This window comes from Bacillus norwichensis, assembly GCF_014836955.1.
Classification (GTDB): Bacteria; Bacillota; Bacilli; order Bacillales; family Bacillaceae_C; genus Siminovitchia; species Siminovitchia norwichensis.
On record NZ_JACSPV010000018.1, the window covers coordinates 1 to 26584 of the forward strand.

The 26584-nt window shown below is 42.2% G+C and carries 28 protein-coding genes and 2 pseudogenes; 5 read left to right on the plus strand and 25 right to left on the minus strand.

Annotated features, from left to right (window positions below; all coding sequences use genetic code 11):
- Positions 1-514: 514 nt before the first annotated feature.
- Genes H9631_RS11515 through H9631_RS11530 form a run of 4 tightly spaced genes read right to left on the minus strand, consistent with a single transcriptional unit; the run spans position 515 to position 3228 of the window.
- Positions 515-1219, minus strand: coding sequence for a hypothetical protein (locus H9631_RS11515; protein WP_191812922.1), 705 nt, complete (start codon positions 1217-1219; stop codon positions 515-517).
- The gene (locus tag H9631_RS11520) at positions 1219-1968 is read right to left on the minus strand and encodes a hypothetical protein (RefSeq protein WP_191812924.1); all 750 of its coding nucleotides are present in this window, start codon (positions 1966-1968) and stop codon (positions 1219-1221) included. The genes H9631_RS11515 and H9631_RS11520 overlap by 1 nt, the downstream gene beginning before the upstream one ends.
- The gene (locus H9631_RS11525) at positions 1940-2851 is read right to left on the minus strand and encodes an ABC transporter ATP-binding protein (protein WP_191812925.1); all 912 of its coding nucleotides are present in this window, start codon (positions 2849-2851) and stop codon (positions 1940-1942) included. Before H9631_RS11525 ends, H9631_RS11520 begins: the two co-directional genes overlap by 29 nt.
- Positions 2848-3228 (minus strand): GntR family transcriptional regulator, encoded by a 381-nt coding sequence (locus tag H9631_RS11530; RefSeq protein ID WP_191812927.1) that lies wholly within the window; start codon positions 3226-3228, stop codon positions 2848-2850. The genes H9631_RS11525 and H9631_RS11530 overlap by 4 nt, the downstream gene beginning before the upstream one ends.
- Positions 3229-3729: 501 nt before the next feature.
- Between H9631_RS11530 and H9631_RS22860 the strand changes: the two are divergent.
- A pseudogene (locus H9631_RS22860) lies at positions 3730-4357 on the plus strand (sterol desaturase family protein).
- 30 nt (positions 4358-4387) lie between these two features.
- Here H9631_RS22860 and H9631_RS11540 read toward each other — a convergent pair.
- The 5 genes from H9631_RS11540 to H9631_RS11560 form a co-directional block, all read right to left on the minus strand.
- Positions 4388-5203: a hypothetical protein gene (locus H9631_RS11540; RefSeq protein WP_191812929.1), complete on the minus strand. Its 816-nt coding sequence runs from the start codon at positions 5201-5203 to the stop codon at positions 4388-4390.
- A 291-nt stretch (positions 5204-5494) separates the two neighbouring features.
- Positions 5495-6271 carry an ABC transporter ATP-binding protein gene (locus H9631_RS11545; RefSeq protein WP_191812931.1) on the minus strand — a complete coding sequence of 259 codons (777 nt, stop codon included), beginning with the start codon at positions 6269-6271 and terminating at the stop codon, positions 5495-5497.
- Positions 6272-6284: 13 nt separating this feature from the next.
- Complete coding sequence (locus tag H9631_RS11550; protein ID WP_191812933.1) at positions 6285-7049, minus strand: ABC transporter permease; 765 nt, start codon at positions 7047-7049, stop codon at positions 6285-6287.
- A 10-nt stretch (positions 7050-7059) separates the two neighbouring features.
- Positions 7060-8061 carry an ABC transporter substrate-binding protein gene (locus H9631_RS11555; protein ID WP_191812935.1) on the minus strand — a complete coding sequence of 334 codons (1002 nt, stop codon included), beginning with the start codon at positions 8059-8061 and terminating at the stop codon, positions 7060-7062.
- A 231-nt stretch (positions 8062-8292) separates the two neighbouring features.
- Entirely contained in the window at positions 8293-8604 is a 312-nt protein-coding gene (locus tag H9631_RS11560; protein WP_191812937.1) for a cupin domain-containing protein, read from the minus strand.
- Between the two features lie 110 nt (positions 8605-8714).
- Between H9631_RS11560 and H9631_RS11565 the strand changes: the two genes are divergently transcribed.
- Entirely contained in the window at positions 8715-9044 is a 330-nt protein-coding gene (locus tag H9631_RS11565; protein WP_191812939.1) for an MGMT family protein, read from the plus strand.
- Positions 9045-9095: 51 nt separating this feature from the next.
- Positions 9096-9494, plus strand: coding sequence for a nuclease-related domain-containing protein (locus tag H9631_RS11570; protein ID WP_191812941.1), 399 nt, complete (start codon positions 9096-9098; stop codon positions 9492-9494).
- Between the two features lie 629 nt (positions 9495-10123).
- Here H9631_RS11570 and H9631_RS11575 read toward each other — a convergent pair.
- The 8 genes from H9631_RS11575 to H9631_RS11610 form a co-directional block, all read right to left on the minus strand.
- A complete protein-coding gene (locus H9631_RS11575) occupies positions 10124-10843 on the minus strand; it encodes a LutC/YkgG family protein (protein ID WP_191812943.1) in 720 nt (239 codons plus the stop codon).
- Positions 10840-12258 (minus strand): LutB/LldF family L-lactate oxidation iron-sulfur protein, encoded by a 1419-nt coding sequence (locus H9631_RS11580; RefSeq protein WP_191812945.1) that lies wholly within the window; start codon positions 12256-12258, stop codon positions 10840-10842. The genes H9631_RS11575 and H9631_RS11580 overlap by 4 nt, the downstream gene beginning before the upstream one ends.
- Before the next feature lie 68 nt (positions 12259-12326).
- The gene (locus tag H9631_RS11585) at positions 12327-13049 is read right to left on the minus strand and encodes a (Fe-S)-binding protein (RefSeq protein WP_191812947.1); all 723 of its coding nucleotides are present in this window, start codon (positions 13047-13049) and stop codon (positions 12327-12329) included.
- A 452-nt stretch (positions 13050-13501) separates the two neighbouring features.
- A complete protein-coding gene (locus H9631_RS11590; protein ID WP_191812949.1) occupies positions 13502-14203 on the minus strand; it encodes an ABC transporter ATP-binding protein in 702 nt (233 codons plus the stop codon).
- Positions 14196-14966 carry an ABC transporter ATP-binding protein gene (locus tag H9631_RS11595; protein WP_191812951.1) on the minus strand — a complete coding sequence of 257 codons (771 nt, stop codon included), beginning with the start codon at positions 14964-14966 and terminating at the stop codon, positions 14196-14198. Before H9631_RS11595 ends, H9631_RS11590 begins: the two co-directional genes overlap by 8 nt.
- Positions 14963-15916 (minus strand): branched-chain amino acid ABC transporter permease, encoded by a 954-nt coding sequence (locus tag H9631_RS11600; RefSeq protein ID WP_191812953.1) that lies wholly within the window; start codon positions 15914-15916, stop codon positions 14963-14965. The genes H9631_RS11595 and H9631_RS11600 overlap by 4 nt, the downstream gene beginning before the upstream one ends.
- 4 nt (positions 15917-15920) lie before the next feature.
- Positions 15921-16805, minus strand: coding sequence for a branched-chain amino acid ABC transporter permease (locus H9631_RS11605; protein WP_191812955.1), 885 nt, complete (start codon positions 16803-16805; stop codon positions 15921-15923).
- Between the two features lie 264 nt (positions 16806-17069).
- Positions 17070-18227: an ABC transporter substrate-binding protein gene (locus H9631_RS11610; protein ID WP_191812957.1), complete on the minus strand. Its 1158-nt coding sequence runs from the start codon at positions 18225-18227 to the stop codon at positions 17070-17072.
- Between the two features lie 232 nt (positions 18228-18459).
- Here H9631_RS11610 and H9631_RS11615 point away from each other — a divergent pair, with 232 nt between their 5' ends.
- Together H9631_RS11615 and H9631_RS11620 are read left to right on the plus strand one after the other, a co-directional pair.
- Positions 18460-19608 carry an MFS transporter gene (locus H9631_RS11615; protein ID WP_191812959.1) on the plus strand — a complete coding sequence of 383 codons (1149 nt, stop codon included), beginning with the start codon at positions 18460-18462 and terminating at the stop codon, positions 19606-19608.
- A 44-nt stretch (positions 19609-19652) separates the two neighbouring features.
- Positions 19653-19922, plus strand: a complete 270-nt coding sequence (locus tag H9631_RS11620) for an alpha/beta-type small acid-soluble spore protein (RefSeq protein ID WP_191812961.1) — start codon at positions 19653-19655, stop codon at positions 19920-19922.
- 226 nt (positions 19923-20148) lie between these two features.
- On the opposite strand, the pseudogene H9631_RS22340 reads toward H9631_RS11620, so the two are convergent.
- The 8 genes and pseudogenes from H9631_RS22340 to cdaA form a co-directional block, all read right to left on the minus strand.
- Positions 20149-20636, minus strand: a pseudogene (locus tag H9631_RS22340) (CPBP family intramembrane glutamic endopeptidase).
- Positions 20637-20787: 151 nt separating this feature from the next.
- Positions 20788-20943: a hypothetical protein gene (locus tag H9631_RS11630; protein WP_191812963.1), complete on the minus strand. Its 156-nt coding sequence runs from the start codon at positions 20941-20943 to the stop codon at positions 20788-20790.
- A gap of 65 nt (positions 20944-21008) precedes the next feature.
- Positions 21009-21863, minus strand: coding sequence for a DUF4097 family beta strand repeat-containing protein (locus tag H9631_RS11635; protein WP_191812965.1), 855 nt, complete (start codon positions 21861-21863; stop codon positions 21009-21011).
- Positions 21856-22416 (minus strand): HAAS signaling domain-containing protein, encoded by a 561-nt coding sequence (locus H9631_RS11640; RefSeq protein ID WP_191812967.1) that lies wholly within the window; start codon positions 22414-22416, stop codon positions 21856-21858. The genes H9631_RS11635 and H9631_RS11640 overlap by 8 nt, the downstream gene beginning before the upstream one ends.
- A complete protein-coding gene (locus H9631_RS11645) occupies positions 22413-22733 on the minus strand; it encodes a PadR family transcriptional regulator (protein ID WP_191812968.1) in 321 nt (106 codons plus the stop codon). The genes H9631_RS11640 and H9631_RS11645 overlap by 4 nt, the downstream gene beginning before the upstream one ends.
- Positions 22734-22918: 185 nt before the next feature.
- Positions 22919-24268, minus strand: coding sequence for a phosphoglucosamine mutase (gene glmM, locus H9631_RS11650; RefSeq protein WP_191812970.1), 1350 nt, complete (start codon positions 24266-24268; stop codon positions 22919-22921).
- Positions 24269-24348: 80 nt separating this feature from the next.
- Entirely contained in the window at positions 24349-25596 is a 1248-nt protein-coding gene (locus tag H9631_RS11655; RefSeq protein ID WP_191812972.1) for a CdaR family protein, read from the minus strand.
- The gene (gene cdaA / locus H9631_RS11660; protein WP_191812973.1) at positions 25589-26404 is read right to left on the minus strand and encodes a diadenylate cyclase CdaA; all 816 of its coding nucleotides are present in this window, start codon (positions 26402-26404) and stop codon (positions 25589-25591) included. Before cdaA ends, H9631_RS11655 begins: the two co-directional genes overlap by 8 nt.
- Positions 26405-26584: the final 180 nt, after the last annotated feature.

Genomic DNA, 26584 nt, shown 5'->3' on the forward strand with positions numbered 1-26584 from the left:
CCTTCACGACGAACTGAAAGATAGGGTTTTAAGATACCTTGAATAAAGTGTACTTACACACTTTATTTGACAAACCCGAGCCCTCTTGATAAACAGCGAAAAATCGATCCATATTGCAATAGGTTCCATTGTACGTTGGTACTAGCCAGGTTCGTGGAAATTCTTCCAGCTGTTCAGGAATACTAGCCAGGTTGATCTAGATGCTGGCCAACTTCGTGGAAATACTGGCTAGATTTATACCGATACTGTCCTGCTTCATACTCTTACTGGCCAGATTCACTGAAATACTTGTTACTTTCTCAGAATACTATCTAGATCTACGCTTTTCCTATTCCTATTTCGGGTATTTACTATCTATGTTCTTGCAAATTTCGAAGTACTATCCGAGATTCAAACATACAATCCAGTTTCCCAAAATGCTATCCACTTCATATTCATACAATCCAGTTCTCAATATGACTATCTATTTCAGGTTTCATGCGCTCCGAAGTTAAACATATTTTTCTCCAACTCTTTACTCATCTTCCCCAACATAATGGATATATAAGTCTTCATTCGTCGATTTAAGCTTCAGGTCTTTTGGAATCTTTAAATAAAGATAATCGATTTCCATGAAACCGCCGTAGTCCGTCATGCCTTTACGTTCTCCAGAAAACTGAGTAATAACAAATTCTTTTTCATATATCGTAAATTTAAGGTCTTTCTCTTCCCATTTTCCCTTTACATGCATCGTGTCTTTTTCCAAAGTCACATTCAACGGTCGATACTCGTTCGTTATATCAATTCCCCCAACAACAGACTTCGAGTAATAGGTTCCTTCAATCATTCCGTCATTTTCAGTCTTCCTTTCCACAATCACCGATCCATCAAACCAGTCTTGATCTTCTATGTCGAGCTCTTTTCCACTGTATTTCCATTGCCATTCATTTTGGACATACCTAGAATCAACTTCATTCGTACGCCCATCAAATAGAGCATCAAACAATCGGTCCATTTCTTGATTCAGTTGTTCATCAGAGGACTGATTAAAATTGAGTTCTTTTTCACCGATTGGCAAAGCTTCAAAAATAAATACCGCGGCTATCAGCACAAGTCCATAGCCGATTAATAGCAGTTTTACGTACTGTTTATTTTTCAGGACATTCCGCTGCATTCCCTTGATTCCCCATATCAGAATACCAGCAAACCCTACAAGCACCAGTAAACCAGTCATGCCCATTATTTTCTGACCTCCATTCGATTCGAGAGGAACATAGATGCTGCAAAAAATAGAGCTGATAAGACAAGTACTTTAACAGCAAATAATAACAAAGATGATTCAGCAAAAATAAAATCAAAAACGATCTTTGCCAGTTTCACATTGCGGATTCCTGAATAAACGGCGAATCCGACAAAAAGCGTTGGCAGCAAAAAGATAAAAGCTTTATTCACCTGAACCATCATTCCGGTTAAATAACCAAGGGAAGCAAACAAAATCATATATAAAATGGCTGCGATCACAGCAATGAAAAATTCCGCAGGTGCTCCCATTAAGCTGGTTCCTGTACTATATTGGATATCCGTAACAAAGAAAATGATAATTTTTAGCAGGAAACCTGCCAAGACAGCTGCTGCCCCTCCTATAACACTCGCAGTCAGCAAAAATAATATATTCGCTAAATTGCTGCTTAAACGATTGGCCACGAAAGTAAAATCATCATACCTAACCGACTTTGTAGTGATCAGTATGCCAGTAATGAATATCCAAACCATCGTAAAAATAACAATTATATCGGCAGAATAATAAGAAACATCTATTGATATTCCCGTACTCGAGCTTGTTCCAGAAGAACTCATACCTCCGAGTGAAAACAGAAGGCTAATTAGATGAACCCCGACCATCGAAATAAATACACCCAAAAAAGCCCGCATCTTGAACTCATATTGTCTTTTTACGACATCAGACAAACTCATTTCGGTTAAAGACACTGTCAATTCCCCCTTTTTGTCTGCTCGTCAAATAAACGCACACATCACTTGCCGACACCTGAGACACTTTTATTCCATCAAGCTTCATTTGATTGACCTGCTCTTCGGAAAAATCATTTTTTACAACAGTAAAAGTCCGGCCAGGCCCTGCTTCCTTCTCATGAATGATTTCCTTATTCTCGCTCCATTTCGCAACAGCGGACATCTTTCCAGTAAGACCGACTGCCCACTCCTTCAGATCGGAAACAGACAAATGCAAACGAACTTTCCCATTATTAATCAGCAGGACATCTTCCAGCACATCCTCTATCTCGCTTAAATGGTGGCTCGAAACAATGATGGTCCGCGGATGGGCGAGATAATCCTTTAGCAAAGCCCGGTAAAAATCTTTACGAACTGCAGCATCCATTCCCGTCGTAGGCTCATCGAAAATCGTCAAAGCGCATCGGGACGCCAGCCCCAAAATCATATTGAATGTGCTCTTCATCCCTTTTGATAAGTTCCCATGATAAAAGTTAGGATTGAAAGAAAAGTAATCAAATAGTCCTTCCGCCAGTTTCTCATCCCATTTTTCATAAAAGCGCCCTGCTTCTTCCAATATTTCTTTTAAAGTAAGTGCTGGCGGCAACCCCATCTGATCATCTATGAAAATGCTATTGGCAGAGACCCGCAGATTGTTAAAAGGATTCTCCGAAAAAACTTTAATCGTTCCGGAAGTTGGATGAATGAAGCCGGAAATCAGCTTTAACAAAGTCGTCTTGCCAGCTCCGTTTCTTCCAACAAGCCCAGTCATTTTATTCTCACCAATTGCCAATGACAGTTGATCCAGTACCTGATGTCGTCCGTATTTTTTCGTCAGATCCGTACATTCGATGATATTCACGCTCTGCCCCTCCCCTTGTTCACTTCCTTAAGCATATCAATGAGATCGTTTTCCGAAACATTCAATCTTTCAGCTTCAAGCACAAGCTCCTGAATCAACCGTTTTAATGTCTCATTTCTTCGTTTGCTTATAACCTTTTCTTTCGCTCCTTCTGCAACGAACATGCCAAGCCCCCGCCTTTTATATAAAATACCTTCGTCCACCAATACATTCAGCCCTTTCGCGGCAGTTGCCGGATTAATATTGAACATATCTGCCAGTTGGTATTGGGAATACACTTTGTTATTCACTTTAAAACGGCCGCTAATAATCTCGTTCTCCAATGATTCCGAGATTTGAAGATAAATCGGCTTCGTATCATTCGGATCAATCAACATACACATCCTCCTCTCTGGATGGGTGCATTACTGTTGTAATGTAGTATATAATATAATATTAAAAATAGCAATAAGAAAAACGATGATTTTTGATGAACCATCGGTTTGAGTTTTCCACTGAATTTTTCGATAATATAGACATTTGCGTATAGATCTTTTAATATATTGATAATACCATGCCCTAAAACAGACATTCTTTGCGTGAAAAAGGTTTAGATTCATTGCAGGAAAGGGGCAGGAAGACGTACAAAATAGGAGATTCACAAGGAAACCCTATGACTATCGCGACGTTTCTTAAAAATCATGCCGAAAATAGGAGGAGATATTAGTACGCATGACCTTCTAAAAGTTTGCTTTCACTGGTTGAGAATGATTGAAACGAGGCTACAGTTGATTGAGATTTACAACCTTCATATGAAGCAGATTTCACAAGACTGATCCACATGGCCCCAATGCTTGGTGTAAAGCTAAGGAAATTCTAAAGAAAGAGGATGATCAAACATGAAGAAGAAGGGCTTGTACCGTGACTTTTTCCTGTTTTTCGATATTACCATAATGCTATTCATTTTAGCGGCATTGGGTATTTTCGTATGGTTCAAGGGCGATATATGGATTCTAGCTATCTACTTTTTTCTCGGACTAGTTGCGTACATGTTTACTGAATATGCAACTCACCGATTTCTTTTCCATCTTAAAGCACCTAAAAACCGGCTTTTTTTAATGCTCCTCAAACACCCTACATTACGACCACCACAAAGACCCCAATAATCTGAAACTTTTATTTCTGCCGCTCTGGTACACCCTTCCAAATCTCGTTATCGCTGCCAGCATCTTTTATCTTATCGAATCAACCTTAACAGGAGCTTTTTCCTTCCTTATGGGGATCATTGTTATGCTGCTTATTTACGAGTGGAAGCATTACGTTGCACATCGTCCCATTAAACCGATCACTAAGTTCGGGGTGTGGGTGAAAAAGCTCCACTTGCTGCACCACTTCAAAAATGAGAACTATTGGTACGGCGTCTCTACCCCTTTTGTGGATATATTGTTTGGTACGCTGAAGGATGAAAAGAAAGTCCAAACAAGTAAGACCGTCAGGGATTTGGAAAAAAGGGAGAAATCTTCATAACAACAGATTCATCCAAGAGAGATATTAATTTTATTCATCAAACGTTTGGTTTGTCCATTGCTCTTTTCTGTCGCTGTCGAAATAATAAGGAGGGACTGTTCCTTCCTCTCCCTGAGATTGAAAATAATTTTCCTCGACCACATATGATACCGACCTCACACCCGTTTCTCCATTACCTTCCCATGTCTCAGTAAAAACCACTAAATATTTCTCCTTCTCTAACTCAGATGCCTCTGTCTTCATCGTTACACGATAATCATTAATGGTTCCTTCCCTTTGGCCAATTTTATCCGGAAATGTCCCCAGTGCCCTTCCCTCATCTGTAGCGGCGATTTTCACTGCCGCTTCCTTTGTAAAAGGGGGTATTTTAGGTGAGGTGTATTCAAGAGTGACCCAAGCTATTAAGGATAACAAGAGAGGAATTAAAGCAATAAAATAAATTTTCTTTCGCTTGGAACCCTTGTTTACTATTAGCAAACGGTCGATGAGAGCATACAGCAAAGCAGCCGCCATTCCAATAATTGCAAAACCAACCTGTTGAAACAATAAACCACTAGCCGAACCAAATACAACATGTAATAGAACATACAACCATTGGTTTTCTTTAAACCATTTCTTTTGCGCATGTTCTAATGCTAGAGAAATCAAACTTCCATAAACCAAGATAATGGGGCAGCTATACATCAAAACCCCGTACGACCACCCTATGAATTGATTCCCTTTATGGTAAGGTCCGTCCACGCCTATGGAAATGGCGCCCATGACAAGAGAGAAAAACAAAGCCGTAAAGACTGTGGTCAATAATTTCCGCTTTAAGACTTCGGTGAAATTGCTTTCTGTCCTCATGCTATCGCTCCTCTGTTTAATTGGAGTTAGCTTTTTATTAATCAAACAATTGATTAGTGCGAGTACTACTATTTAATCCACCTTTATTGGGCAGCCGCTTCAACATATCATTCTTCAATCAAACAGTTGATTAATAACCCCTCATAATCATATTATTCGATAACACCCTGTCGTACTCCTGCTTAAACAGAGAGAGTTCTTTACTTTAACGCGTTAATTGGGCGGGGGTCAGACCCCTTAAAAAGACCTTTAAAAAGACCTTTAAAAAAACCGCCCTGACGGGCGGTTAGCTTAAGGGGTATTTTGTTTCCCCTGCAACTCTAAGATGATTTCACGTTTATATTCAATAAATTCTTTTGCTAATTGCATATCCCATTCACGGGGCTGCGGCAGTTCAACTTGGATTTCTTTCGCAATTTTTCCAGGTCGTGCCGACATGACATAGATTCGGTCTGACAAGTAGACTGCTTCATCTACGTCATGGGTGACGAATAATACACTGCACTTTTCCTCTTCCCAAACGCTTAGAAGCAGGTCCTGCATTTCTTTTCTCGTTTGAGCATCTAGTGCACCGAATGGCTCATCCATGAGCAGCAAGCTTGGCTTATAAACAAGCGCCCTCGCAATAGCCACACGCTGTTGCATCCCACCGGACATTAGGGAAGGATAATGGTTTTCAAAGCCTGCAAGACCGACAAGCTTCAGAAAATGCATAGCCATTTCTTTCTTTTGAGCCTTATTTAATGTGTTGTCTTTTTTCAATGCAAACGCGACGTTTTCCCATGCATGGAGCCAAGGCAGCAAGCTGTATTGCTGAAAAACAACACCGCGATCTCTTCCCGCTCCAATAATTTGTTTGCCGTCCAATTGAAGATCACCTGCGGTATATGAGTCCAACCCCGCCACCAGTCTAAGAAAAGTCGATTTCCCGCATCCCGAGGGACCTAGCAAGGAAACAAACTCTCCTGTTTTGATATTCAGGTTAACATCTTGGAGGGCAACGACTTCTTTTTTATTACTGATAAAAATCTTATTGATATCTTTGGCTGCTAAACGAACTTCTTCCATGATATCCCCTCCATCATTCTTTTACCTTAGCTGATTCCTTCCACGGGAATAAACGGCGATACAATAATTTGAACAACATATCCGTAATGAGACCAAGGAGCCCAATCACAAGAATTCCGAGAATGATCCGGTCCGTTGCAAGATAACGCTGCGCCTGCATAATCCGAAATCCGAGACCTTCGGAAGCCGCAACAAGTTCAGCAACAACAAGATAGGTCCATGCCCATCCCCATGTCGTCCGAAGTGTATCCATAATTCCTGGAAAAGCCGCTCTGAATACTATATCTTTGATAATCTCAAATTTTTTCAAACCAATGGTCATCCCGACTTCAACCAAGGAACGATTGACCGTTTTACAATTGTCGGCAATCATAATCACTTCTTGAAAGAATACACCCAGGAATAGGATAAAGAACTTTTGAGTATCAGTTGTGCCAAACCATAAAATGGATAATGGAATGAAAGCAACGGCTGGCATGTATCGAACAAGCCCGACAACCGGCTCCCAAATGGATTGCCACGCTCGAGATGTCCCCATCATGATTCCGATTGGCAAGGCGAACAATGTTGAAATGAAAAAGCCCATGAAAATTCTGTAAAAGCTGACACCGATATCTTTAAAAAAGATACCTTCTTCAATTTCCTCCAATGCCGCGCGGACTACGTCACTCGGAGATGGAAGGAAAAGGGGGTCTACGTATCCCCCATACGTCACAATGCTCCATACAGCAAATATAAAAAATACACTGATTGTTGAAATGATTGGATATCGCTTCATTTTGTACCAACTATTCCATATCAAATATTTCGTCTAAGTTGATTTCATTTTTCATGCTTCCGCCTTCAAGCATAAGCTTCTGAATGTTTTCCGCCGCCTTTTTCAATTCACCGGAGCTGACTTTTTCGGACTGTTCTTCACTATTGTAAAATTTCAGCCCACTGAGGATAGATGGCAATTCATCAGCAGAGATGCCGCTTCCTGTTGCCACGATTTTATTCCCCTCTTCTTCATGGTCTCTCCAATATTGAAGGGCTTCGTCCCATACTGCGCGTAAGTTTTCTTTTGCTTCAGGATTGTCTTCGAAGAATTTTGTTTTACCAACAACAATATCACTGATCAAACCAGGTGAGTTATCACCAGTATAAAGAAGATGCACTCCCTCATCCTTCTTCTTATCCAATACTTCTTTAATATATGGGGCATAAGTTACAGCTGTTTTTACATCACCCGAAATCATAGAAAGACCTGCCTGCGGAGCTGGCATAAATACCGTTTTAATATCATCCAGTGTCATGCCCTCTTCACTCAACGCCTGCTGAAGAAGAAGCTCTGACGTTGCACCCTCTTCAAAAGCAACCTTCTGCCCTTTAAAATCTTTGACTGACTGAATGTCTTTTGTAGCTAAGATAGCATCTGCATCATGGGATTCGTCCATGAAAATGATGGCTTTCATGTCCAGATCCTGGTTGGATTTCATCCGAATGGTTGTATGAGTTGCGAGGTTCGCTACATCCACTTTGTCAGAAGCAAAAGCCGCATTCATATCAGAGTCTTGTTCAAAGGAAACTGTTTCAATTTTAATGCCATGTTTCTCATCAATACCTTTTTCTTCAGCAATCCAGAACGGCCCGTTACCAACCCATGGCTGAACAGCCACTTTGATGGTCTGCGTATCTCCTTTTGCATTTCCGCCGTCATTTTCTTTTGCTCCTTTATTGGAGCTATTAGAGCATCCAGCAGCAATTAGCATGAAGATTGCGATGCTGATGGCTAGAATTCTCAACTTCATTTTACTTCCTCCTCATCTTTGAAAAAACTTTTTCGCTCTACCATACTAAAGTGTCAGTACGTCAACGATCGTTGAAAAAAGTCATTTGTCACCCTAAAGGGGTCAAAAAAACCAGTCCGCCGGACGTACTCCACTCCAAACGCACTAGCTCTATTTTAAATCAATTATGAGTATAAAGAAATAGCTTTTACCTGGTAGATAATGAGACAATTGTGGAACTTTTATGAACAACTAGGAGTTTGCTAATACAACGTAGATGGAAAGTGGCTTATCACCAGTATTCTCAATCTCTAACATCTGTTGATCTTCACAGTGAATAACATCCCTTTGCGAGGCAGAAAGTTCTTTTTCATCAATGATGAAAGTGCCCTCTCCTTCAACTATATACATATAAACATGTGCGTTAGGATGCGGATGTGGGGGGACTGACTGACCGGGCAAAAGATTCAAGACGAATGCATCAGTCTTTCCCTCTTGAAAAAGCGTCTTCCTGACAAATCGGCTTTCGTTGAACTCCTGAAATTCTTTCATGTTTTTTTGCATGAAAACAACTCCTGTCACAGATATCTGCCATCATTATATCAGATAGTTCTGATATAATGATGGCAGGTAGATTCGGAATCAAGAGAACACCTTTATAAGGAGATATATAGATGAATCATTTTACGGAAAAAGTGATAGACACCATCTTGCAAATTCCAGCGGGATGCGTTGCTTCTTACGGACAGATTGCAACCATTGCAGGAAATCACAGAGCTGCTAGGCAAGTTGGCAGAATTCTGCATTCTATGAGTGAGAAATATAATTTGCCGTGGCACCGGGTGGTTAATGCGAGAGGAGAGATTGTCCTTTTTAAAGCAGATATGCAGAGGAAGCTCCTTGAGCAAGAAGGGATAGAGCTAAATAAAAACGGCCAAATTGACATGAAAACATTCCGCTGGGAGGGACCTGCCGGAGAGGGTATGGACTGGATGCGGGGGTAAATACTCTATGGAACACGCTTACAAATTATGCTAGGATACTTGTAAACTACTATGGAGGTGGAATATATCGTTATCAAGCATAGAGGAAGATCGCTTTCTTTAGAAGGTGTACAGGCTTCTATCAAACGTCTGCACCCGAGACATGCAGTAATTCCTATTTTAACCACAAAAGAGTTTTCCCTCACAGTTGGCATTTCTGGTGAAATCAAGCTAGCTGAAACACTTCACAAACACTCATTCCCATTTGAACACAGAGTGATCCATGACCTTTCCTTAGTATCTGCTACTCCGTTTCAAATAGACTCTCTATTCCTAACCCCTTTTTATGCTCTTGTGCTTGAAGTGAAAAATATTGGAGGTCAATTGGAATTTAGGGACAACCCTCCCCAATTGATTCGAACTCGCGAGACAAGGGGGTCGATGGATTTGAAAGCCCAGCTTCCCAAGTAGAACGCAACGGAGACCTGCTCTAAGATTGGCTGAAGTCGAAAGGAATCGATATCCCTCTATTCCGAGCTGGCGTATTAGCGTATCCAAAACAGATTCTGGATCGGGCCCCAACAAAGACCCCAGTGCTATTCCCCAACCATGTTCCTCGCTATATTATGGATTTGCCCCGCAAAGAAACGTTGCTCGATCGAACAACGTTCAATTGGTTAGCTGAAGAGTTACTTGATCGTCATATCAACTATGTTCCAAGGCCTATCTGTGAAACTTATAATATTCCAAGAAAGGACATTCGGACCGGGATCATCTGTCTCAATTGCGGTGCGACCAAAATGGTTAAAATCAAAAGGAGCTGGCACTGTCGTTCATGCGGATGTCTCGATCATAAAGCGCATGAACGCGGGGTTAGGGAGGTTTCTTATAATCGGACGGGAATGAAAAATAAAGATTACAGGGAGTTTCTCGAGGTTAATATGAATATTGCTTCTAGAATATTATGTTCTATAAACTTAAGCAGCATCGGTTCCTGCCGCTATCGTAAATATACCTTATATTTTTATAAAAATGACTTATAAGAGAGTTGGAGCGCGCCATCGCCCCAAAAGGCCCGGCGCGCTCCAACTTTTCATATTCTAAGCATCGTCCACAATGATGTAGGTAGCATGGACAGGCCCATGGACGCCAACAACAAGGCTCATTTCGATGTCAGCAGAGTTGCTCGGCCCAGAGATGAAGTTGATACAGGAGGCGACGCTCTCCCCCGCTGCAATCCTCCTATCGATTTCGGCCGCAGCCTGAGTAATCCTCGGAACGATGGTGCTTTTTGGAATGACAGCAATGTAGTTCCTTGGCAAGAGACTCACGGAACGGCCTTTGCCATCGCTTGAAAAAAGGACGACTGTCGCAGATTCTGCAAGTGTGATATCGCTGAAAGTGATGCCGACATCAGCCTGCTCGGCTGCAGCAATACTCCCGGCCCGATCTTCAGAATTCCACTCACTCACCTTGTACTGCCCTAAAAATCCGTTCAATCCGAACTCTGCAAATCTTGGATCCTTCCACGTAACGATCGATTGACAATCATTTCGATCCAGCGCTTCTTTTAAAGCGGCTCCGAGCTCTGCCTTCTCCGTTTCAATGACCTCCGTGTAAACGAGGAGGCACTGATTTTTCAGGACTTCGACAAGTTCATCACTCGTCAAGCCGGAAAAAACCTCCCATTGAGGCTTGTACTCCCGATTGGGCCGGGCAGGCTTCTCCGTTACACGATCCCGTCCAAAACTATTAGCCAGCCGCTCAAGGAACTGCTCCCGATTGACAATTCGGTTATTAAGCTCGTCTTGTGTACTCATTCACCCGCCCCCTTTTTCCGTTCCTTATACAGATCACGGAATCGCTTTTTCCCGACGGAAGGCAGGTTTCGTGATTGCGTCCAGCCTAGAATTGGCTTCGGTCCGCCCTTTGACATGCCTGCAATCACTCCGCGTACAACCGTGGCGGATTTTGTACTAACTTTATAAAGCCGGCTGGAAGATGTGACCGTCCGGAACGTTTTCATCGCTATTTTTTCCCCTGCTGGTGCAAGTCCTTCTTCCTGAACGATTTGCTGACGATGCTTATAGAGCAATTCGTGCAGCGGTATGCGCACCGGGCATACTTCCGTACAGGCAGCACATAATGAAGAAGCATACGGAAGTTCTTTATATTCCTCGTATCCGCCCAAAAGCGGGGTCAAAACAGCTCCGATCGGTCCCTGATAAATTGAACCGTATGCATGTCCGCCGATATGGCGGTATACTGGGCACACATTGACACAGGCTGAACAGCGGATACAGTGCAAGGCCGATTGGAATTGCGTTCCAAGAATACCGGATCTGCCGTTGTCGACGATCACCAAATGGAATTCCTCCGGCCCGTCTGCCTCTCCTTCCAGCCTCGGCCCGCTCACAGCTGTTACATACGTCGAAAGCTTTTGCCCAACTGCGCTCCGGCAAAGTAGAGAAACCATTACTTCGAAGTCTTCCCACGAAGGAACCAACCGCTCCATTCCCATAACGGTGATCTGCGTTTTAGGCACCGTCGTTGAAAGCCGCGCATTCCCTTCGTTCGTCACGATACCGACCGTTCCCGAATTGGCAATGGCAAAGTTGCAACCGGTTATGCCGATATCAGCTGATAAAAACTCCTTCCGAAGCTGTTCGCGGGCAAACTGGGTGAGCTCTTCCGGCTCTTCGGTACCAGTGTATCCTCTTTTTTCTGAAAAAATATCCTTGACCTGCTCCCTTGTTTTATGAAGAGCAGGTCCGAGAAAATGGGAAGGGTGGTCATTATCTAGTTGAATAATGTATTCTCCAAGGTCCGTTTCAATGACCTCACAGCCAGCTTTTTCTAACGTTGGATTCAATCCAATTTCCTCTGTGACCATCGATTTTGATTTTACAATCTTTTTGGCCTGCTTTTTCCGAACGACTTCTTCAATGTAACGATTGGCGTCTTCAGCAGTTTCTGCAAAAAACACATGCCCGCCACGCTTTGCCACGTTATTACTTAACTCAGTCAAATAGTAATCAAGGTTGTCTATCGTATGCGAACGAATTTCTTCGCCTAGGTCGCGCCAGCGTTCCCAATCATCTAGCTCACTAACCGCCTTTAATCGGACAGATTGAAGCCGTTCCTGTGCAGACGGGACTGCCCTCTGTACATTCTGATCTCGGAGCGCTTCGTCCGCACGCTCGTCAAAGGCAGCATTACCGATTTTAATCCCCAATTAACTCTCTCCCTTCTATTCCAACATCCATCCTAGAGCCACCAAGCGCCCCATAAAAAAACAAGTGGCTACGCTTTTGTCTTATTTAAAATTTCAGCAAGGTGCATCACTTTGATTGGCAATCCTTCCCGTTTGATTCTTCCTCCAATATTCATCAAACATCCGCAATCTCCACCGACCAGCACATCTGCACCTGTTTCTTTAACATGCTCCACTTTTTCTTCCACCATAGCTGATGAGATGTCTCCCATTTTCACTGAAAAGGTTCCTCCGAACCCACAGCAATCCTGGCTCCGTGGTAAAGGCTCAAACCTAAGACCCTCCACATTTTTTAAGAGAGTAATGGGAGCCTCTTTCACCCCAAGCAGGCGGGTCATATGGCAAGATTTATGATAAGTGACACGCCCCTCAAAAGCTGCACCAACGTCTTCCAGTTTTAAAACATCTACGAGAAACTGGCCGAATTCGTATGTTTTATTCGCTAAAACCTTTGCCCGGCTCTCCCATTCCGCATCACCCTTGAAAAATTCAGGATATTCTTTGAACATATAAGCACAGGAGCCAGATGGTGTTACAACGTATTCCGAATCTGCAAATGTCGTTATCATTTGCTTCATCGCCTCTTTAGCATCCTCCAAGTATCCTGTGCTGTATGCAGGCTGCCCACAGCACGTCTGCGTTTCTGGGAAATCTACTTCACAGCCAAACCGTTCCAAGACTTCAACAACATCCATTCCAACTTCCGGGTAAAAAACATCTGCCAAACATGTAATAAATAATGAAACCTTCATCTTTTCCCTCCTATCACAACAGGTTTATCCCCATATACTTACAGAGAATAACTGTTAATAAAAAATTGGACTAACCTTCTATAAAACATGATAATGTAGCTCTGCAGGACTGTAAGCCAGGCGACAGGTGTTGGCCTCATGAGCAGCATGACGTGTTCCAGGAAGCTATCAGCAAAGAAAACTATTGAACTCCTGCGACATAGCTCATTCGAAAAAGTCATTGAAGCATGCACAACGTCCACATTGCTTCGTTTGCGTGGCGGCAAAAGACTCCTTCATAAACCTTGTAGCCTAACGCCTTGCGCTTTTCTAAAAGATTATCACGTTATTCAGCAACTATCCAACGGAAAAGCCCCGGAAGTATTTTCCCGGGGCTCCACTCCATCCTTCAGATACTAAACTTAAAAACCTTTCGACCAGCCAAAGATTTCCGACATTACCACTATGTTTCATTAGTATCCTAAGTAGGCAGCTTTGATCCGCTCATCGCTAAGCAGTTCCTGTGCTGGCCCGTTTGTTACCACACGTCCGGATTCCAACACATAGCCATAATCCGCTATCCGCAAAGCCTGACGGGCATTTTGCTCAACAAGCAGAACCGTTGTACCAGATTCATTGATCTCTTTGATGATTTTAAAAATCTCTGCAACAATAAGCGGTGCAAGACCCATGGATGGCTCATCAAGAAGAAGCAATTTTGGCTTGGACATAATAGCTCGAGCGATCGCCAACATCTGCTGCTGTCCGCCAGACATGGTGCCACCAAGCTGGGACTTTCTTTCCCGTAAAATAGGAAAACGCTCCATCACCATTTCTAAATCCGCCGACACCCCTGAATCCTTTCGGTGATAGGCACCCATCTCAAGGTTCTCAAGAACGGTCATGTTCGACAGAATACCGCGTCCTTCAGGTACTAGGGCCAATCCCCTTCGCAAAAGCTGATCGGGACGAAGCTTCGTGACATCTTTTCCAAGAAACTCAATCTTGCCTGTACGCGGCTTTAGTAATCCAGCAATAGTTTTCATTGTGGTAGTTTTTCCAGCACCGTTTGCCCCCAAAATGGTCACAATACTTCCCTGCTCCACTTCGAGATCAATTTCTTTAAGAGCCTGAATATTATCGTAAAAAGTACTAACGTTTGTGACTTTAAGCAAGGTCATCCTCCTCTTTCCCGAGGTATGCCTCAATTACTTCCTGGTTGTTCTGAATTTCTTTAGGCAACCCTTCAGCTATTTTCTTTCCGAAGTTCAATACGACAATCCGGTCGCAAACCCGCATGACCAGTGGCATATCGTGTTCAATCAATAGTACGGTAATGTTGAGCTTTTTGATTTTCTGAATCAGATCAAACAGCTCGTTCGTTTCTCTTTCATTCATCCCAGCAGCCGGCTCGTCAAGCAGTAAGAGCGATGGATCACTTGCCAGCGCGCGGGCGATTTCGAGGCGCCTCTGCTGACCGTATGCAAGGTTTTCCGCCAAAGTATCTACATGCTCGGCTAAATCGACTGTCTCCAATAATTGTCGCGCCTTTTCCTTTAAAGCTGCCTCTTCTCTTTTCTGAAAACTAGTCCGAAACACACTTCTGAGAACGCCTGAATCCAATCGGCAATGATTGCCGACCATCACATTTTCCAACGCGGTCATTTCAGGAAAAAGGCGGATATTTTGAAATGTGCGGCAGACTCCTTTTTTGGTAATTTCATGGGGCTTCAAATTTGTCAATTTCTCCCCTTGAAACGAAATTTGTCCACTGGAAGGAGGATACATTGCAGTAATCATATTGAACATGGTCGTTTTTCCGGCACCGTTTGGGCCTATCAAACCTAGTACTTCTCCCTTTTCGATGGAAAAAGATACATCTGTCAGTGCCTGGATGCCGCCAAAGTTTTTACTTATTTGATCAATCGCAAGTATCATGAAGCTTTCCTCCTTTTTCCGCGCCCCCGCTTTTTGAACCAATTGACTACTTTCGTATCAATAAGTCCCTGCGGACGATATGCCATCATGATGATCAGGAGCGCACCATATACCATGAAACGGTAATCGCTGATGAATCGGAGTGCTTCCGGCATGGCCGTCAAAAAGATGGAGCCGAAAATAGGTCCCCAAATGACTTCGCTGCCTCCAAATACCGCAAAGATCAATATTTCAACGGCACGATGGTACGCAAAGTCCGACGGGCTTATGTAAGCGGTGATATGTGCATATAATGCCCCTGCAAAACCTGCGATCATTGCTCCCTGTCCAAATGCGAGGATTTTATAATACGTAACGTTTACTCCCATCGCCTCAGCCGCTCTTTCGTCCATCTTGATTGAAGCATAGGCACGGCCGACTCTGGAATGTTCCTGTCTGATGAAGAAGGCGACAACTGCCACAACGATGATTAGTAAAATAAGAAAGACTGCAAGACTGATAAATTGGTTATTTTTAAGTCCTAGCATATCAGGTGTAAAACCAATGTCTTTACTAAAAGCAAGAACTTCTCGCCCTAAATGCGGGATACCTGAAATACCAACTGCCCCTTTTGTAAGGGACTCCCAGTTGATAAGAAGCACTCGAATGACTTCACCAAAACCAAGAGTGGCAATCGCCAAATATACTCCCTCAAGTCTAAGCGCCGGGAATCCTACAATCACCCCTACGATACACGCGAGGACCGCTCCTGCAACAATCCCAACAATCATCGGCATTTCATAGTTCAATGTCAATATCGTCGTCGTATAAGCCCCGATACTCATAAAACCTGCATGTCCAAGTGAAAGTTGTCCGGTTGAAAGAGTCACATACATGCTGACACCCAGTAAAATATTAATTAATACGAAAGATCCAACCTGTAAGTAATATGGATTAATAAATTCTAACATGTCCTCACCGCCTATCTCCTGACGCGGCCTTGCCAAAGATTCCTTGCGGCCGTACGATTAAAATAACAATAATGGCAACAAATGCGATAGCATCCCGGTAACCTGAATTCCCGAAAGCAACTACCATTGTTTCCGAAAGTCCCAGTATCAGCCCGCCAGCCATGGCGCCATTGACACTTCCCATTCCACCGAGAATAATGATAGCCAATCCTTTTAAACCAATAGATAGGCCCATTTGGGGTGCAACAGAGTTAAATGCTAGTCCAACGAGCACACCAGCGACCCCACCCATTGCCGAAGCAATGACTACAGTGAGGGTAATCATTTTTTTCGTATCTACTCCAAGCAAGCTGGCAACTTCTAAGTTTTCAGCACTTGCTCTTAATGCCTTTCCTGCTTTTGTCTTTGAAAGCCAGAATGACAGTCCCACCATCAAAATAATAGCGATGATAAATATAACAATTTGCACATAGTATACGGAGACTGATCCGACCTGAATACTCATCTCGGAAAGCTGCGTTCTGAATGGTTTATTTCCGGCACCAAATAAGTGATGCGCGAGGTTCTCCAAAAAGATGGATACACCAATTGTACTGATTAACGGTGCCAAGTGCGATACGCCTTTTTTCCCCCGCAGCGGACGAAGTGCTAAGCGCTCCATTAGATAACCTATTACCGCGGTTACAATGATGGCCGCAATGAAAGCGACATAAAGGGGCATACCTAATACACTTGTAACTAATACTCCCATAAAGGCTCCGAACATGAAGATTTCTCCGTGCCCCATATTAATGATATTCAACACACCAAACACGAGAGTATAGCCGAGAGCAACGATCGCATATATGCTACCGAGAGTCAGACCGTTGATTATCTGTTCAAGTAACAAATTATTTTTCCTCCCGTTTCAATTCTGATTTGATTTTTCGGCATACAAGCCCCCGTTCAGGAACGGAGGCTTAATCATCAAATTCGCCTTGGCGTATTTGCGCCCAGATTTTATTGAGCTTTCGCTCGATAAATTCCCTCTAAAAATCTGTGGCATCCGCCGGAGGCTTTAACTTTATTCAGCCGAGGTTTGTGCCCCCACTGAATGGAACATTCATCTCACCACTTACAGAAGTGAGAGACTTCTGCTGGATCAAGTTTACACTTACTCAAACTCTTTGAACTTTCCATCTTCAACAATTAATACTGTAGGCTCCATGACAATGTCCCCGTCTTTATCAAAAGACATTGTTCCAAGAATTCCTTCGAAGTCTTTTATTTCTGCCAAACCGTCACGGATGTCATCTGAATCGTCGCCGCCAGCTGTTTTAATGGCTTCAGCCATTAAGTAAAGTCCATCATAAGCTTGCGCAGCAAATTGGTCAGGGTCTTTTCCATAAGCGTCATTATATTTTTTTACAAAATTTTGTACTTTCTTATTATCTTTTCCAGCAAACCACGGTGTAGCAACAATAAGTCCATTGGCTGCATCTCCAGCAATATTGATAATTTCTGGTGAGTTGAATCCATTTCCACCTACAAATGGTACATCAATGCCCATTTTTCTTGCTTGGTCCAAAATCACGGCACCTTCATTGTAAAGTGCGGATGCAAGGACTATATCAGGTTTCAAATTTTTAATTTTGGTCAACTGTGCCTTATAGTCGGACTGTCCAATCTGGAACGTCTCAGTTGTCAAAACTTCGAGCCCCATATCTTCCACTGTTTTTTTCATGGTGTCATAGCCAGACTTCGTGAACACGTCATCATTTCCATAAATAAGTGCGACTTTTTTCGCACCATATTCATCAACAGCTTTTTTTACAGAAGCTGGAATTGCTACCGCCTCTGGAATGGAGTCACGGAATACGTAATCTCCAATCTGCGGGATTCCCTCTGCCGTTGTAGACGTACCCATAATCGGAATACCGTTCAAATCGGCTTCAGGTCCTACAACATTCATCTCTGTACTCAATGTTGGTCCTATAATAGCAGAAACATTTTCATTATTCATTAATTTCTGTGCAGCAGATAACGCTTGGTCCTGGGCTCCTGCAGAGTCTTCTATTAAAAGGTCGATTTTTACCTCTCCCTTTTCTGTCAGTTCTTCGTTAGCCAGCTTGAGTCCATTTGTGATGGCTTCTCCATAGCTTGCGCCAGAACCAGTCATCCAAGCAATAACCCCTACTTTTGCCTCAACCGGCTGGTCGCTTCCCTTATCATTATTTCCAGATTCTTTGCTTGTAGAGCTACCGCCTCCACATGCCGCAAGCAAAAAAGCGCTGAATAGTGCGACAAATGAGAATGTTCTTTTTAAAGACATCTTTCTTCCCCCTACTTTAATAAAATCATACATTTATTAATAATACACAATATTATCTGTAAATAATAGAGTTATTTACAAAAATGCTATTTATCAAAATTTATTACCTCTTAAACTAGGGTTGAAAGATTTCTCAGATGACTTTTTAGATTGGTGAAGCCCAACCTCTTGCCTAATGATGGGGAACAGGAGAAAATAGAGTTTGATTAAATGATTGAGGTGTTTATTGTTAATGCGCATATTTGTGTACATCATTATCTTTTTTTCTTTTTTTGATTTATTTTCACAATTACCCATCATGACACCGCTGGCGAGTTCACTCGGGGCTACACCATTTATAACCGGCCTCGTTGTTGGGATGTTTTCTTTCTCAAATATGATAGGTAATGTCACTTCAGGCATTTTGACAGACAAGAAGGGACCTTTCCTAATTCTCTTGTCAGGACTGCTTCTAACGAGCGTTTCCTTATTTTTATATCAGCTTGCTTTTGATCCGTTGTTATTGCTGTTTGTACGCTTTATCCACGGCTTGCACGCTGGTCTAATTGTCCCGGCAGCTTTTACATTCGTTGCTAACTCGACTGCCAAACATCAAAAGGGGAGGAGTGTAGCTCTTTCCGGAGCATTTATAGGCATGGCTGCCATCATAGGCCCAGCTTTCAGCGGCATTTTAGCCAGCAGGACAAGCGAAGTAGCAGTGCTGCAGACAACAGGAGTTGCCATGCTGATACTGGGAGTGCTTACCTTTTTCACTCTGAGGAAAAAAGCCATTTCCGTCCAAACCGCCGCCCGAAAAAGGACACAGCATCCCGTACACCAGCTATTCAGAAGCCGCCCGGTTATCAAAGCATTCGCAGGTGCTTTTTTCCTTATGTTTTCTCAGGGGGTACTTGCCTATATGCTCCCATTGAAAGTGGAGAATTTGGGAAACGATACGCAGATGAGCGGAATGCTGCTAAGTACGTTCGGCATTGTAGCAGTTTTAATTTTCATCCTGCCGACCAACCGTCTATTTGATCGTTTGAAGCCGATCAATACCTTAGTATTCGGCATGCTTACAATGTCTGCCAGTATGATTTGTATCAGCTTTTCCGAAACCCTGCCTCTTCTGTTTATATTCATGGCATTGTATGGTACTGGATTTGCCTTTCTCTTTCCTTCAATCAACTCTCTGCTCATTGAGTCGACGACAGAAGGAAATCGTGGGAAAGCATACGGTTACTTTTATGCTTTCTTTTCCATCGGAGTTGTTGCGGGTTCAAGCACTACAGGATTATTGGAACTCTCAGCAAATGGAGGGTTTTTGTTCACCGGGGTGTTACTTTTGACCTCAACAGCTCTTATTAAATTCATGAAAAATACAATTCCTGGTGGAGCATAGCGATCACTATTAGGGAAATACTATGGCAAAAGGAGGTTTCCCTAATGGCCAGAAACAATAAAATTTTAGTTCCTGAAGCTCGTGCGGGATTGGATCAATTAAAATCCAGGGTGATGAAGGATAAAGGATATCAAGTAAATCCAGAAAAACCGGACAATGTTAAATACGAAATCGCACGCGAACAAGGTATTCCATTAAAAGAAGGATATAACGGGCAATTGACTTCCGAGCAGGCTGGAAAAATTGGAGGCTCGATCGGAGGAAACATGGTCAAAGAGATGATTAAAATGGCCCAGGAACAGATGAAGAAATAAAGATAATCCGCTGTCCGAAAGGATCAGCGGATTAATGTATGAGTACACTTATTCCTATAATTTTGAGCTGGATTTTTTATTTAATATGAACAAACATGTAATAAGAATTAAATTAACAAGTAAAACGACAATACTGCCTTCGATTTTATAGATGCCTCCTGATATTAATGGGTTTCCTTGAAACGTACTGTTTAAAAGATTTGGATAATCACTTGTCAAAGAAACACTACCAAGAATAACCGCTCCAATTTGTATTCCAAATGAAATGAGCAATTATGGGTGCTGCTATTGTACCTGTGTATTCTAATAGCAATGTTACAACTATACTCATTGAAACAACATTAAGGTTGCAACAATTACATTATATTTTTGCTTCCATAATTGATATAGATAACCCCTCATCAACAATTCTTGCATTGCAACATTTAATAGTGATGCCAAAATCCAAATCCATACATAATCAACATTATTTTGACCTTGTATAATCATTGTTTTAGTAAGGAATAAGACAGCTATCACGCTTCCCAACCATAAGACACCTACTACAACACCTTTTAGAGAATTTATTAAAAACCTTGAAGTTATGGGGATCTTAATATTACCCTTTTCTATTATTGAAACAAAAATAACAGAAAATAAAACTACTAAAGCAAGTGGTTTAAATTCCCACCATAATCGCATGTATGCCTGATTATTTGTTTGTATATCAGGCATAGCGGAAATCAAAACGGCCCCCAATAAAAAAGATAACTGTTTTTAAAATGGTACCTATCAACTTTCTCATTTCTAATACCTTCCTATTGGCGAGGTGTTTTATTGAGTTACATATTTCACAGGTTGGGCCAACTATGAAAGATCGAAGGGATCAATTCAATGTTTCCCGTACAACTCCAATATCAAATGCGTCTTGGCGTATTTGCGCCCAGATTTTCACATTATCAGCCGGGGTTTGAACCTCACCCAACATGGATTCATTCTCACCACTTACAGAAATGGGCGACATCTGCTGAATAAAGTACATCTATACCTTGCTCATTAATACATCTGTTTGAAAAGAACAAATTCCTATTAAGTTCAAGATGCTAGTTATTTACTAACTATAACCCTTCCATTATAAGTACTTAATTTGATTAAGTTCTCACCATTTCCAAATACAGCATCTTTCCGATTAGGCTCGCCGAAAACATTCACCTTACCATTTCCCACCCTTATATCAAAAGTGGCATTCTCAGGTTCTTTGGTCGCTTGAATCTCAATTCTTCCATTATCTGTACCCAAATCAATGGGACGATCCAAGTTATCCGTTATTAAAGAGATGCGGCCATTGCTCGTTCGACCCGATATCTCTCCCTCCACATCTTCAAGATTAATTCTGCCGTTGTACAACCTTGTGGTGAATGAAGCCCCCTTTATATCTTTTGCATCAATTCTACCATTGGCTGATTTAGCCCTCACTGAGGAACCCTTGATATCACTTAGTTCGATCCTTCCATTATCAATATCAACAATAAGCTCTTCAGTCTCCATTCCTTCCACATGGACCCTGCCATTATTGTTTTTAATTTGCATGGAGTCATATTCCTTTTCGGGCAAGTAAACTTTTAGTGACAGGGGAGATGTAGGATAAAAATCAAAATGAATGAACTTCTGCTTGTTTTTTAATCGAACACGAAGTGTGTCATGGTTCACATCTACATCAAATGTAAATTTCTCGCCTTTCCCTACTTCACCTGAAAGCTCTGCGGTTGCAGTGGAATCCTTTGTTGGCAGGATCTCAATCCTAGAGCTGTTTGTGTTAACATCGATATTTGAAAAATTGCCTTGGACAGTTTTGGTTTCAGACACTTCTATACCTGTCATTTTGTTTTTGAAAGTAAGCAAACTGCCTGCAAAGCCAACAATCAAAAGGACCAAAGCAATGATTGAAACCTTTTTAATCATGTTTCAATCCCCCTTTTATAAGCCTAATATTAAACCTCAAATAACGGACAAAGCCATTGATGATTCCACGAGTAGCGAAATACATTCCTATTACGATGAAAAAGCCGATACCGGAAAGCATGAAAGAGAAAAACAGATCAAACCATTGAAAAGTCCCTGAAAAAATGGCCGTGCTCACCAAGAGAAGCAGCGGTGAAACGATAAAAGCTATTCCCGATACCCAACCGCCTGCAATCGCTCCAATCAATCCTATGAAAGGTCCGAGAACAATTACAAGGTTGAAAAAACTTAAACCAATAACTGCCCAAACCGCCCGAAAAACATTCCCGGTTGTTTTGGTTGCTTCCACTTTTTCAAGACGATGATTTACCAACAACTCTTTGGCAATCTGCCGCGGTGAACCTAGGGAATCCGCGATTTCCTCCTCTGTCTTTCCTTCTTCCTTACCGAGGATAAAATGCTCTTCAAAATCCTGTAAAATATCTTTGCGCTCCTCTTCAGAAAGCTTTTCTAAAGATGATTCCAAAATCCGCATAAACTGGTACTTCGTCATTGCCCAACACCTTCTTTGATCAATTGATTGACACCACTTGTAAACTCCTGCCACTCTTGAAGCAGACGCTCCAAATGTTCCCTTCCTTGGAGCGTGAGCTGATAATATTTTCGTGACGGGCCCTCTGTCGACTCCTTTAAATAGGTAGTAAAATAGCCCTCCTTCGTCAGGCGTCTTAACAGCGGGTATACTGATCCTTCAGATATAGCAATCTGATTGGAAATCTTTTGTACAAGTTCATATCCATAGCGGTCTTTTTTGTATAATAATGAAAGGACACAAAGCTCTAAAACACCCTTTTTAAATTGAACATTCATTATGGCCCACCTCATCTCTTCATTGCACACTACTAAATAATATATAGTACCTAGATAAAAAAATAACCCTTAGCTGCAATCCTAGGATATCACACGGTACTGTTTATTGCAAGGTACTGTATATAACATTCCTTAATAAAAAAATGCATGAGAGCATCTTCTGCTATCCCATGCATTTTTTCGATTTATTCGTCCAATCCCATTTCTTCTTTTACAACTTCCACAATGCGCTGAACAAATTGTTCACACGCTTCTTCGGTTGGAGCCTCTACCATTACCCGGACCAGCGGCTCTGTTCCCGAAGGTCTAACAAGAACTCTTCCGTTACCATCCATTTCTGCTTCAACTTGTTCAATGACAGTTTTCACTTTTTCATTGTCTGTCACGTGATGCTTGTCCTTCACTTTGACATTTACAAGCTTTTGCGGGAATTTCTGCATCTCTTTTGCCAATTCGGAAAGCGGCTTATTCGTCAACTTCATGATATTGACGAGCTGAAGACCGGTTAAAAGACCGTCGCCTGTCGTATTATAGTCCAAGAAAATAATATGTCCAGACTGTTCTCCGCCTAAATTATAATCATTGTTCTTCATTTCTTCCACAACATATCGGTCTCCTACAGCAGTTGGCACGCTGTGCATCCCATTCGCCTCTACAGCCTTATAAAAGCCGAGATTACTCATAACGGTAGAAACAACTGTATTCTGCTTCAGGCGGCCTTCTTCTTTCAAATGCTTCGCGCATATGTACATGATTTGGTCTCCGTCTACAATCTCCCCGTTTTCATCAATAGCGATAAGGCGGTCGCCATCTCCATCAAAAGCCAAGCCGATATTAGCCTGCTTTTCTTTTACAAAAGCTGCTAGACTTTCCGGATGAGTAGATCCCACTTCTTCATTAATATTCAACCCGTTCGGTGACGCACCCATTGTGGATGTATCTGCATCGAGGTCTGCAAATAAATGGGTAGCAAGAGCAGATGTAGCGCCGTTTGCACAATCAAGAGCTACATGAATATCGGTAAATTCCTCATCAACCGTCTGCTTGAGGAATTGTAAATACTTCTGACCGCCTTCAAAATAGTCGTTCACAATTCCAAGTTTTGCTCCTGTAGGTCGTGGAAGATGATCCTCATTTAAATCGAGCAACTCCTCAATCTGGGCTTCTTCTTCATCCGAAAGCTTAAAACCATCCGGCCCAAAAAATTTAATGCCATTATCAGGAACCGGGTTATGGGATGCCGAAATCATTACTCCAGCTTGGGCTCCAAGAGCTTTTGTCAAATAAGCTACTCCCGGAGTTGAAATAACACCTAAACGCATGACCTCTGCCCCGATAGAAAGCAAGCCCGCCACAAGTGCTCCTTCCAACATATGTCCGGAAATCCGGGTATCCCTTCCAATTAGAACTTTTGGGTGCTCCGCGCTTTTTGTTAAAACATAACCGCCGAAACGGCCTAACTTAAACGCCAGCTCTGGAGTAAGTTCCGCGTTGGCTACTCCTCTTACTCCGTCTGTTCCAAAATATTTACCCATTTCGATTGTATCGCTCCTTCGTTCAACTATGTTTAAACAGTCATTTAACAGAAATCACCTAATAAAGTTGCCTGTTATGTTTAAACAGTTCCTTTTTCCTTTATCCGTATCTTCGCTGTGTCTGTCGAAAGTTCCCACTTAACGTCTTTTGGTCCTTTTACTTCCAGATCCACTTCGTGATCTCCAGCTTGAAGGCCCTCTATATTCATAAATACTTCAAACGCGCCCTCTTGAGCTTTTTTCAGCTGATCTTTGCTACCTTCCATCTTAATGGATACAGTTCCATCCTCGGGCGACACAAATTCAACATCTAATCCTTCTGCCAAACCTTTGCTATCAATCGGAACTTCACTCAAATTTGTCTCTTCACTTTTTTTCCCTTTGTCCGTTACGACTTTAACTTTGACTCTTTCCGGAGTAATTTTATTGACGCCTTCCGGGTACTTGATCGGAACATCCAATATATCGTCCTTGTCCACCTTACTGACATCTACTTCAACTTCAATTTCATCAATTGATTTTAAATTATCTGTCCACCCGAAAATCATAACCTCATCCAAATCAGGTTCCATTCGCTTGATGACAGTACCGTCAGGTGGGAATCCGACCTGTTTGATTTTGAGTGGAACTGTCTTTCTCGGATTATTTACCGGGACAGTCACAGTTACATATTCAGGCTCCACAAACACATCAAGCTTGTTCAATTCGCGGTCAAGAACCGTCACTTTTGTGTCTCGTTCAATGGTGTCTGTAATCAAGCCTTTAGCATCAATGGACGCTTTAACATATGAGATCTTTTCAAGCGTCTCTTTTCCTGCGGTGATTTTGACTTTATTCGGTTCCACCGTCGGAAACTCCGCTTCAAAACCTTCTGCCAATATATTGTTATTGAATTCTGGCTCGACAACGAATTCCTCTGTCACCTTTTCTTGAATGGAGACTTCTACATATACAGGCTCGACCTGTACCTTAAGCTTTTCAGAGAAATTTTTATATAAAATGGGAACCCGATGGTTTCCAATGCTCAAATCAGATAAATCCACATAGACGGTAAAATCTCTTTGCCGCTTTGTCGCTTCCACAAACCTTCTTTGGCCTTCGATTGTTACCTTTACCGTATCGGGCACGCCTGTTACAACGAGATTTTCGGAATCATAGTATTTCTCCAATGGCACATCGGCGATGGTTTCAACCTCAGTGTTTTCCATTCCGTTAGGCCTGGATGCTCCGTTTTTGTTCCCCATATCCTGTACTGATAGAAACATAAGAAATGCAAGCGCCATGGCTACAATTCTTACGAACCAGGGGTTATCCATGAATTTATCCATCCTGATTCTTCCCCTTTCTTTTCCAAAGTGATGAGGAAGACTGCTTCGTCCATTCCTTTTCCAAAAGTTCTTTGAATTCTTCAGGAGACAGGTCTCTATAAAGTTCACCATGCTGTGTTACGGATACATGTCCTGTTTCTTCAGAAACAATGATCGTCAAGGCATCTGTTACTTCACTGATTCCTACCGCTGCCCGGTGCCTAGTACCGAGTTCCTTCGAAATGAATGGACTCTCAGAAAGAGGAAGATAACAAGCTGCTGCAGCAATCTGGTTTTTTTGAATAATAACTGCTCCATCATGCAATGGCGTATTAGGGATGAATATATTGATCAGTAGCTGCGAAGTCAAATTGGAATGAAGCGGAATTCCAGTTTCTATGTAATCGCCCATACCGGTTTCTCGTTCGATTGAAATCAAAGCCCCGATTCTGCGCTTCGCCATATAACTAATGGCATCGGTGATCGCAAGCACCTTTTGTTGCAATTCCTCCTCTTCCTGAACACCGCCTCTTGTAAAGATGCTTCCGCGCCCAAGTTGCTCGAGAGCACGCCTCAGTTCAGGCTGGAATATGATAATGATGCCAAGGAAACCCCAGGTAATAGCATTTTCCAAAATCCAGCTCAATGTATGCAAATTAAGGTATTCACTGACAAAACGGGCAATGATTATAACAAATATTCCTTTTAAAAGCTGTACCGCTTTTGTGCCGCGTATAATCATAAGAAGCTTATATATAACGTACCAAACGAGGAAAATATCTACTATGCGGGACAAGTAGTCCATAATCGAAAGGTCGGCAAACGGCATAATCTTTCCTCCATCTATTTTTTAAGCGCTGACATCATGTTGAAAACAAACCAATTATAACATAAAAATAATCCAGAGGCATTTGCCGATAATATGTCAAGGCAGCTTTTTTTTGGAAAAAGAGAGAAGGAAGTCCTACTGCCTTGTGAGAAGCTCAAAACACATTTTGATGGTAGGCTT

Excerpts from the sequence above, each read along its gene's own strand:
- H9631_RS11515 (WP_191812922.1), bottom strand. The coding sequence starts at position 1,219 with ATGGGCATGACTGGTTTACTGGTGCTTGTAGGGTTTGCTGGTATTCTG.
- H9631_RS11530 (WP_191812927.1), bottom strand. The coding sequence starts at position 3,228 with ATGTTGATTGATCCGAATGATACGAAGCCGATTTATCTTCAAATCTCG.
- H9631_RS11540 (WP_191812929.1), bottom strand. The coding sequence starts at position 5,203 with ATGAGGACAGAAAGCAATTTCACCGAAGTCTTAAAGCGGAAATTATTG.
- H9631_RS11545 (WP_191812931.1), bottom strand. The coding sequence starts at position 6,271 with ATGGAAGAAGTTCGTTTAGCAGCCAAAGATATCAATAAGATTTTTATC.
- H9631_RS11550 (WP_191812933.1), bottom strand. The coding sequence starts at position 7,049 with ATGAAGCGATATCCAATCATTTCAACAATCAGTGTATTTTTTATATTT.
- H9631_RS11555 (WP_191812935.1), bottom strand. The coding sequence starts at position 8,061 with ATGAAGTTGAGAATTCTAGCCATCAGCATCGCAATCTTCATGCTAATT.
- H9631_RS11560 (WP_191812937.1), bottom strand. The coding sequence starts at position 8,604 with ATGCAAAAAAACATGAAAGAATTTCAGGAGTTCAACGAAAGCCGATTT.
- H9631_RS11565 (WP_191812939.1), top strand. The coding sequence starts at position 8,715 with ATGAATCATTTTACGGAAAAAGTGATAGACACCATCTTGCAAATTCCA.
- H9631_RS11570 (WP_191812941.1), top strand. The coding sequence starts at position 9,096 with ATGGAGGTGGAATATATCGTTATCAAGCATAGAGGAAGATCGCTTTCT.
- H9631_RS11575 (WP_191812943.1), bottom strand. The coding sequence starts at position 10,843 with ATGAGTACACAAGACGAGCTTAATAACCGAATTGTCAATCGGGAGCAG.
- H9631_RS11585 (WP_191812947.1), bottom strand. The coding sequence starts at position 13,049 with ATGAAGGTTTCATTATTTATTACATGTTTGGCAGATGTTTTTTACCCG.
- H9631_RS11595 (WP_191812951.1), bottom strand. The coding sequence starts at position 14,966 with ATGATACTTGCGATTGATCAAATAAGTAAAAACTTTGGCGGCATCCAG.
- H9631_RS11600 (WP_191812953.1), bottom strand. The coding sequence starts at position 15,916 with ATGTTAGAATTTATTAATCCATATTACTTACAGGTTGGATCTTTCGTA.
- H9631_RS11610 (WP_191812957.1), bottom strand. The coding sequence starts at position 18,227 with ATGTCTTTAAAAAGAACATTCTCATTTGTCGCACTATTCAGCGCTTTT.
- H9631_RS11615 (WP_191812959.1), top strand. The coding sequence starts at position 18,460 with ATGCGCATATTTGTGTACATCATTATCTTTTTTTCTTTTTTTGATTTA.
- H9631_RS11620 (WP_191812961.1), top strand. The coding sequence starts at position 19,653 with ATGGCCAGAAACAATAAAATTTTAGTTCCTGAAGCTCGTGCGGGATTG.
- H9631_RS11630 (WP_191812963.1), bottom strand. The coding sequence starts at position 20,943 with ATGTACTTTATTCAGCAGATGTCGCCCATTTCTGTAAGTGGTGAGAAT.
- H9631_RS11635 (WP_191812965.1), bottom strand. The coding sequence starts at position 21,863 with ATGATTAAAAAGGTTTCAATCATTGCTTTGGTCCTTTTGATTGTTGGC.
- H9631_RS11640 (WP_191812967.1), bottom strand. The coding sequence starts at position 22,416 with ATGACGAAGTACCAGTTTATGCGGATTTTGGAATCATCTTTAGAAAAG.
- H9631_RS11645 (WP_191812968.1), bottom strand. The coding sequence starts at position 22,733 with ATGAATGTTCAATTTAAAAAGGGTGTTTTAGAGCTTTGTGTCCTTTCA.
- glmM (WP_191812970.1), bottom strand. The coding sequence starts at position 24,268 with ATGGGTAAATATTTTGGAACAGACGGAGTAAGAGGAGTAGCCAACGCG.
- H9631_RS11655 (WP_191812972.1), bottom strand. The coding sequence starts at position 25,596 with ATGGATAAATTCATGGATAACCCCTGGTTCGTAAGAATTGTAGCCATG.
- cdaA (WP_191812973.1), bottom strand. The coding sequence starts at position 26,404 with ATGCCGTTTGCCGACCTTTCGATTATGGACTACTTGTCCCGCATAGTA.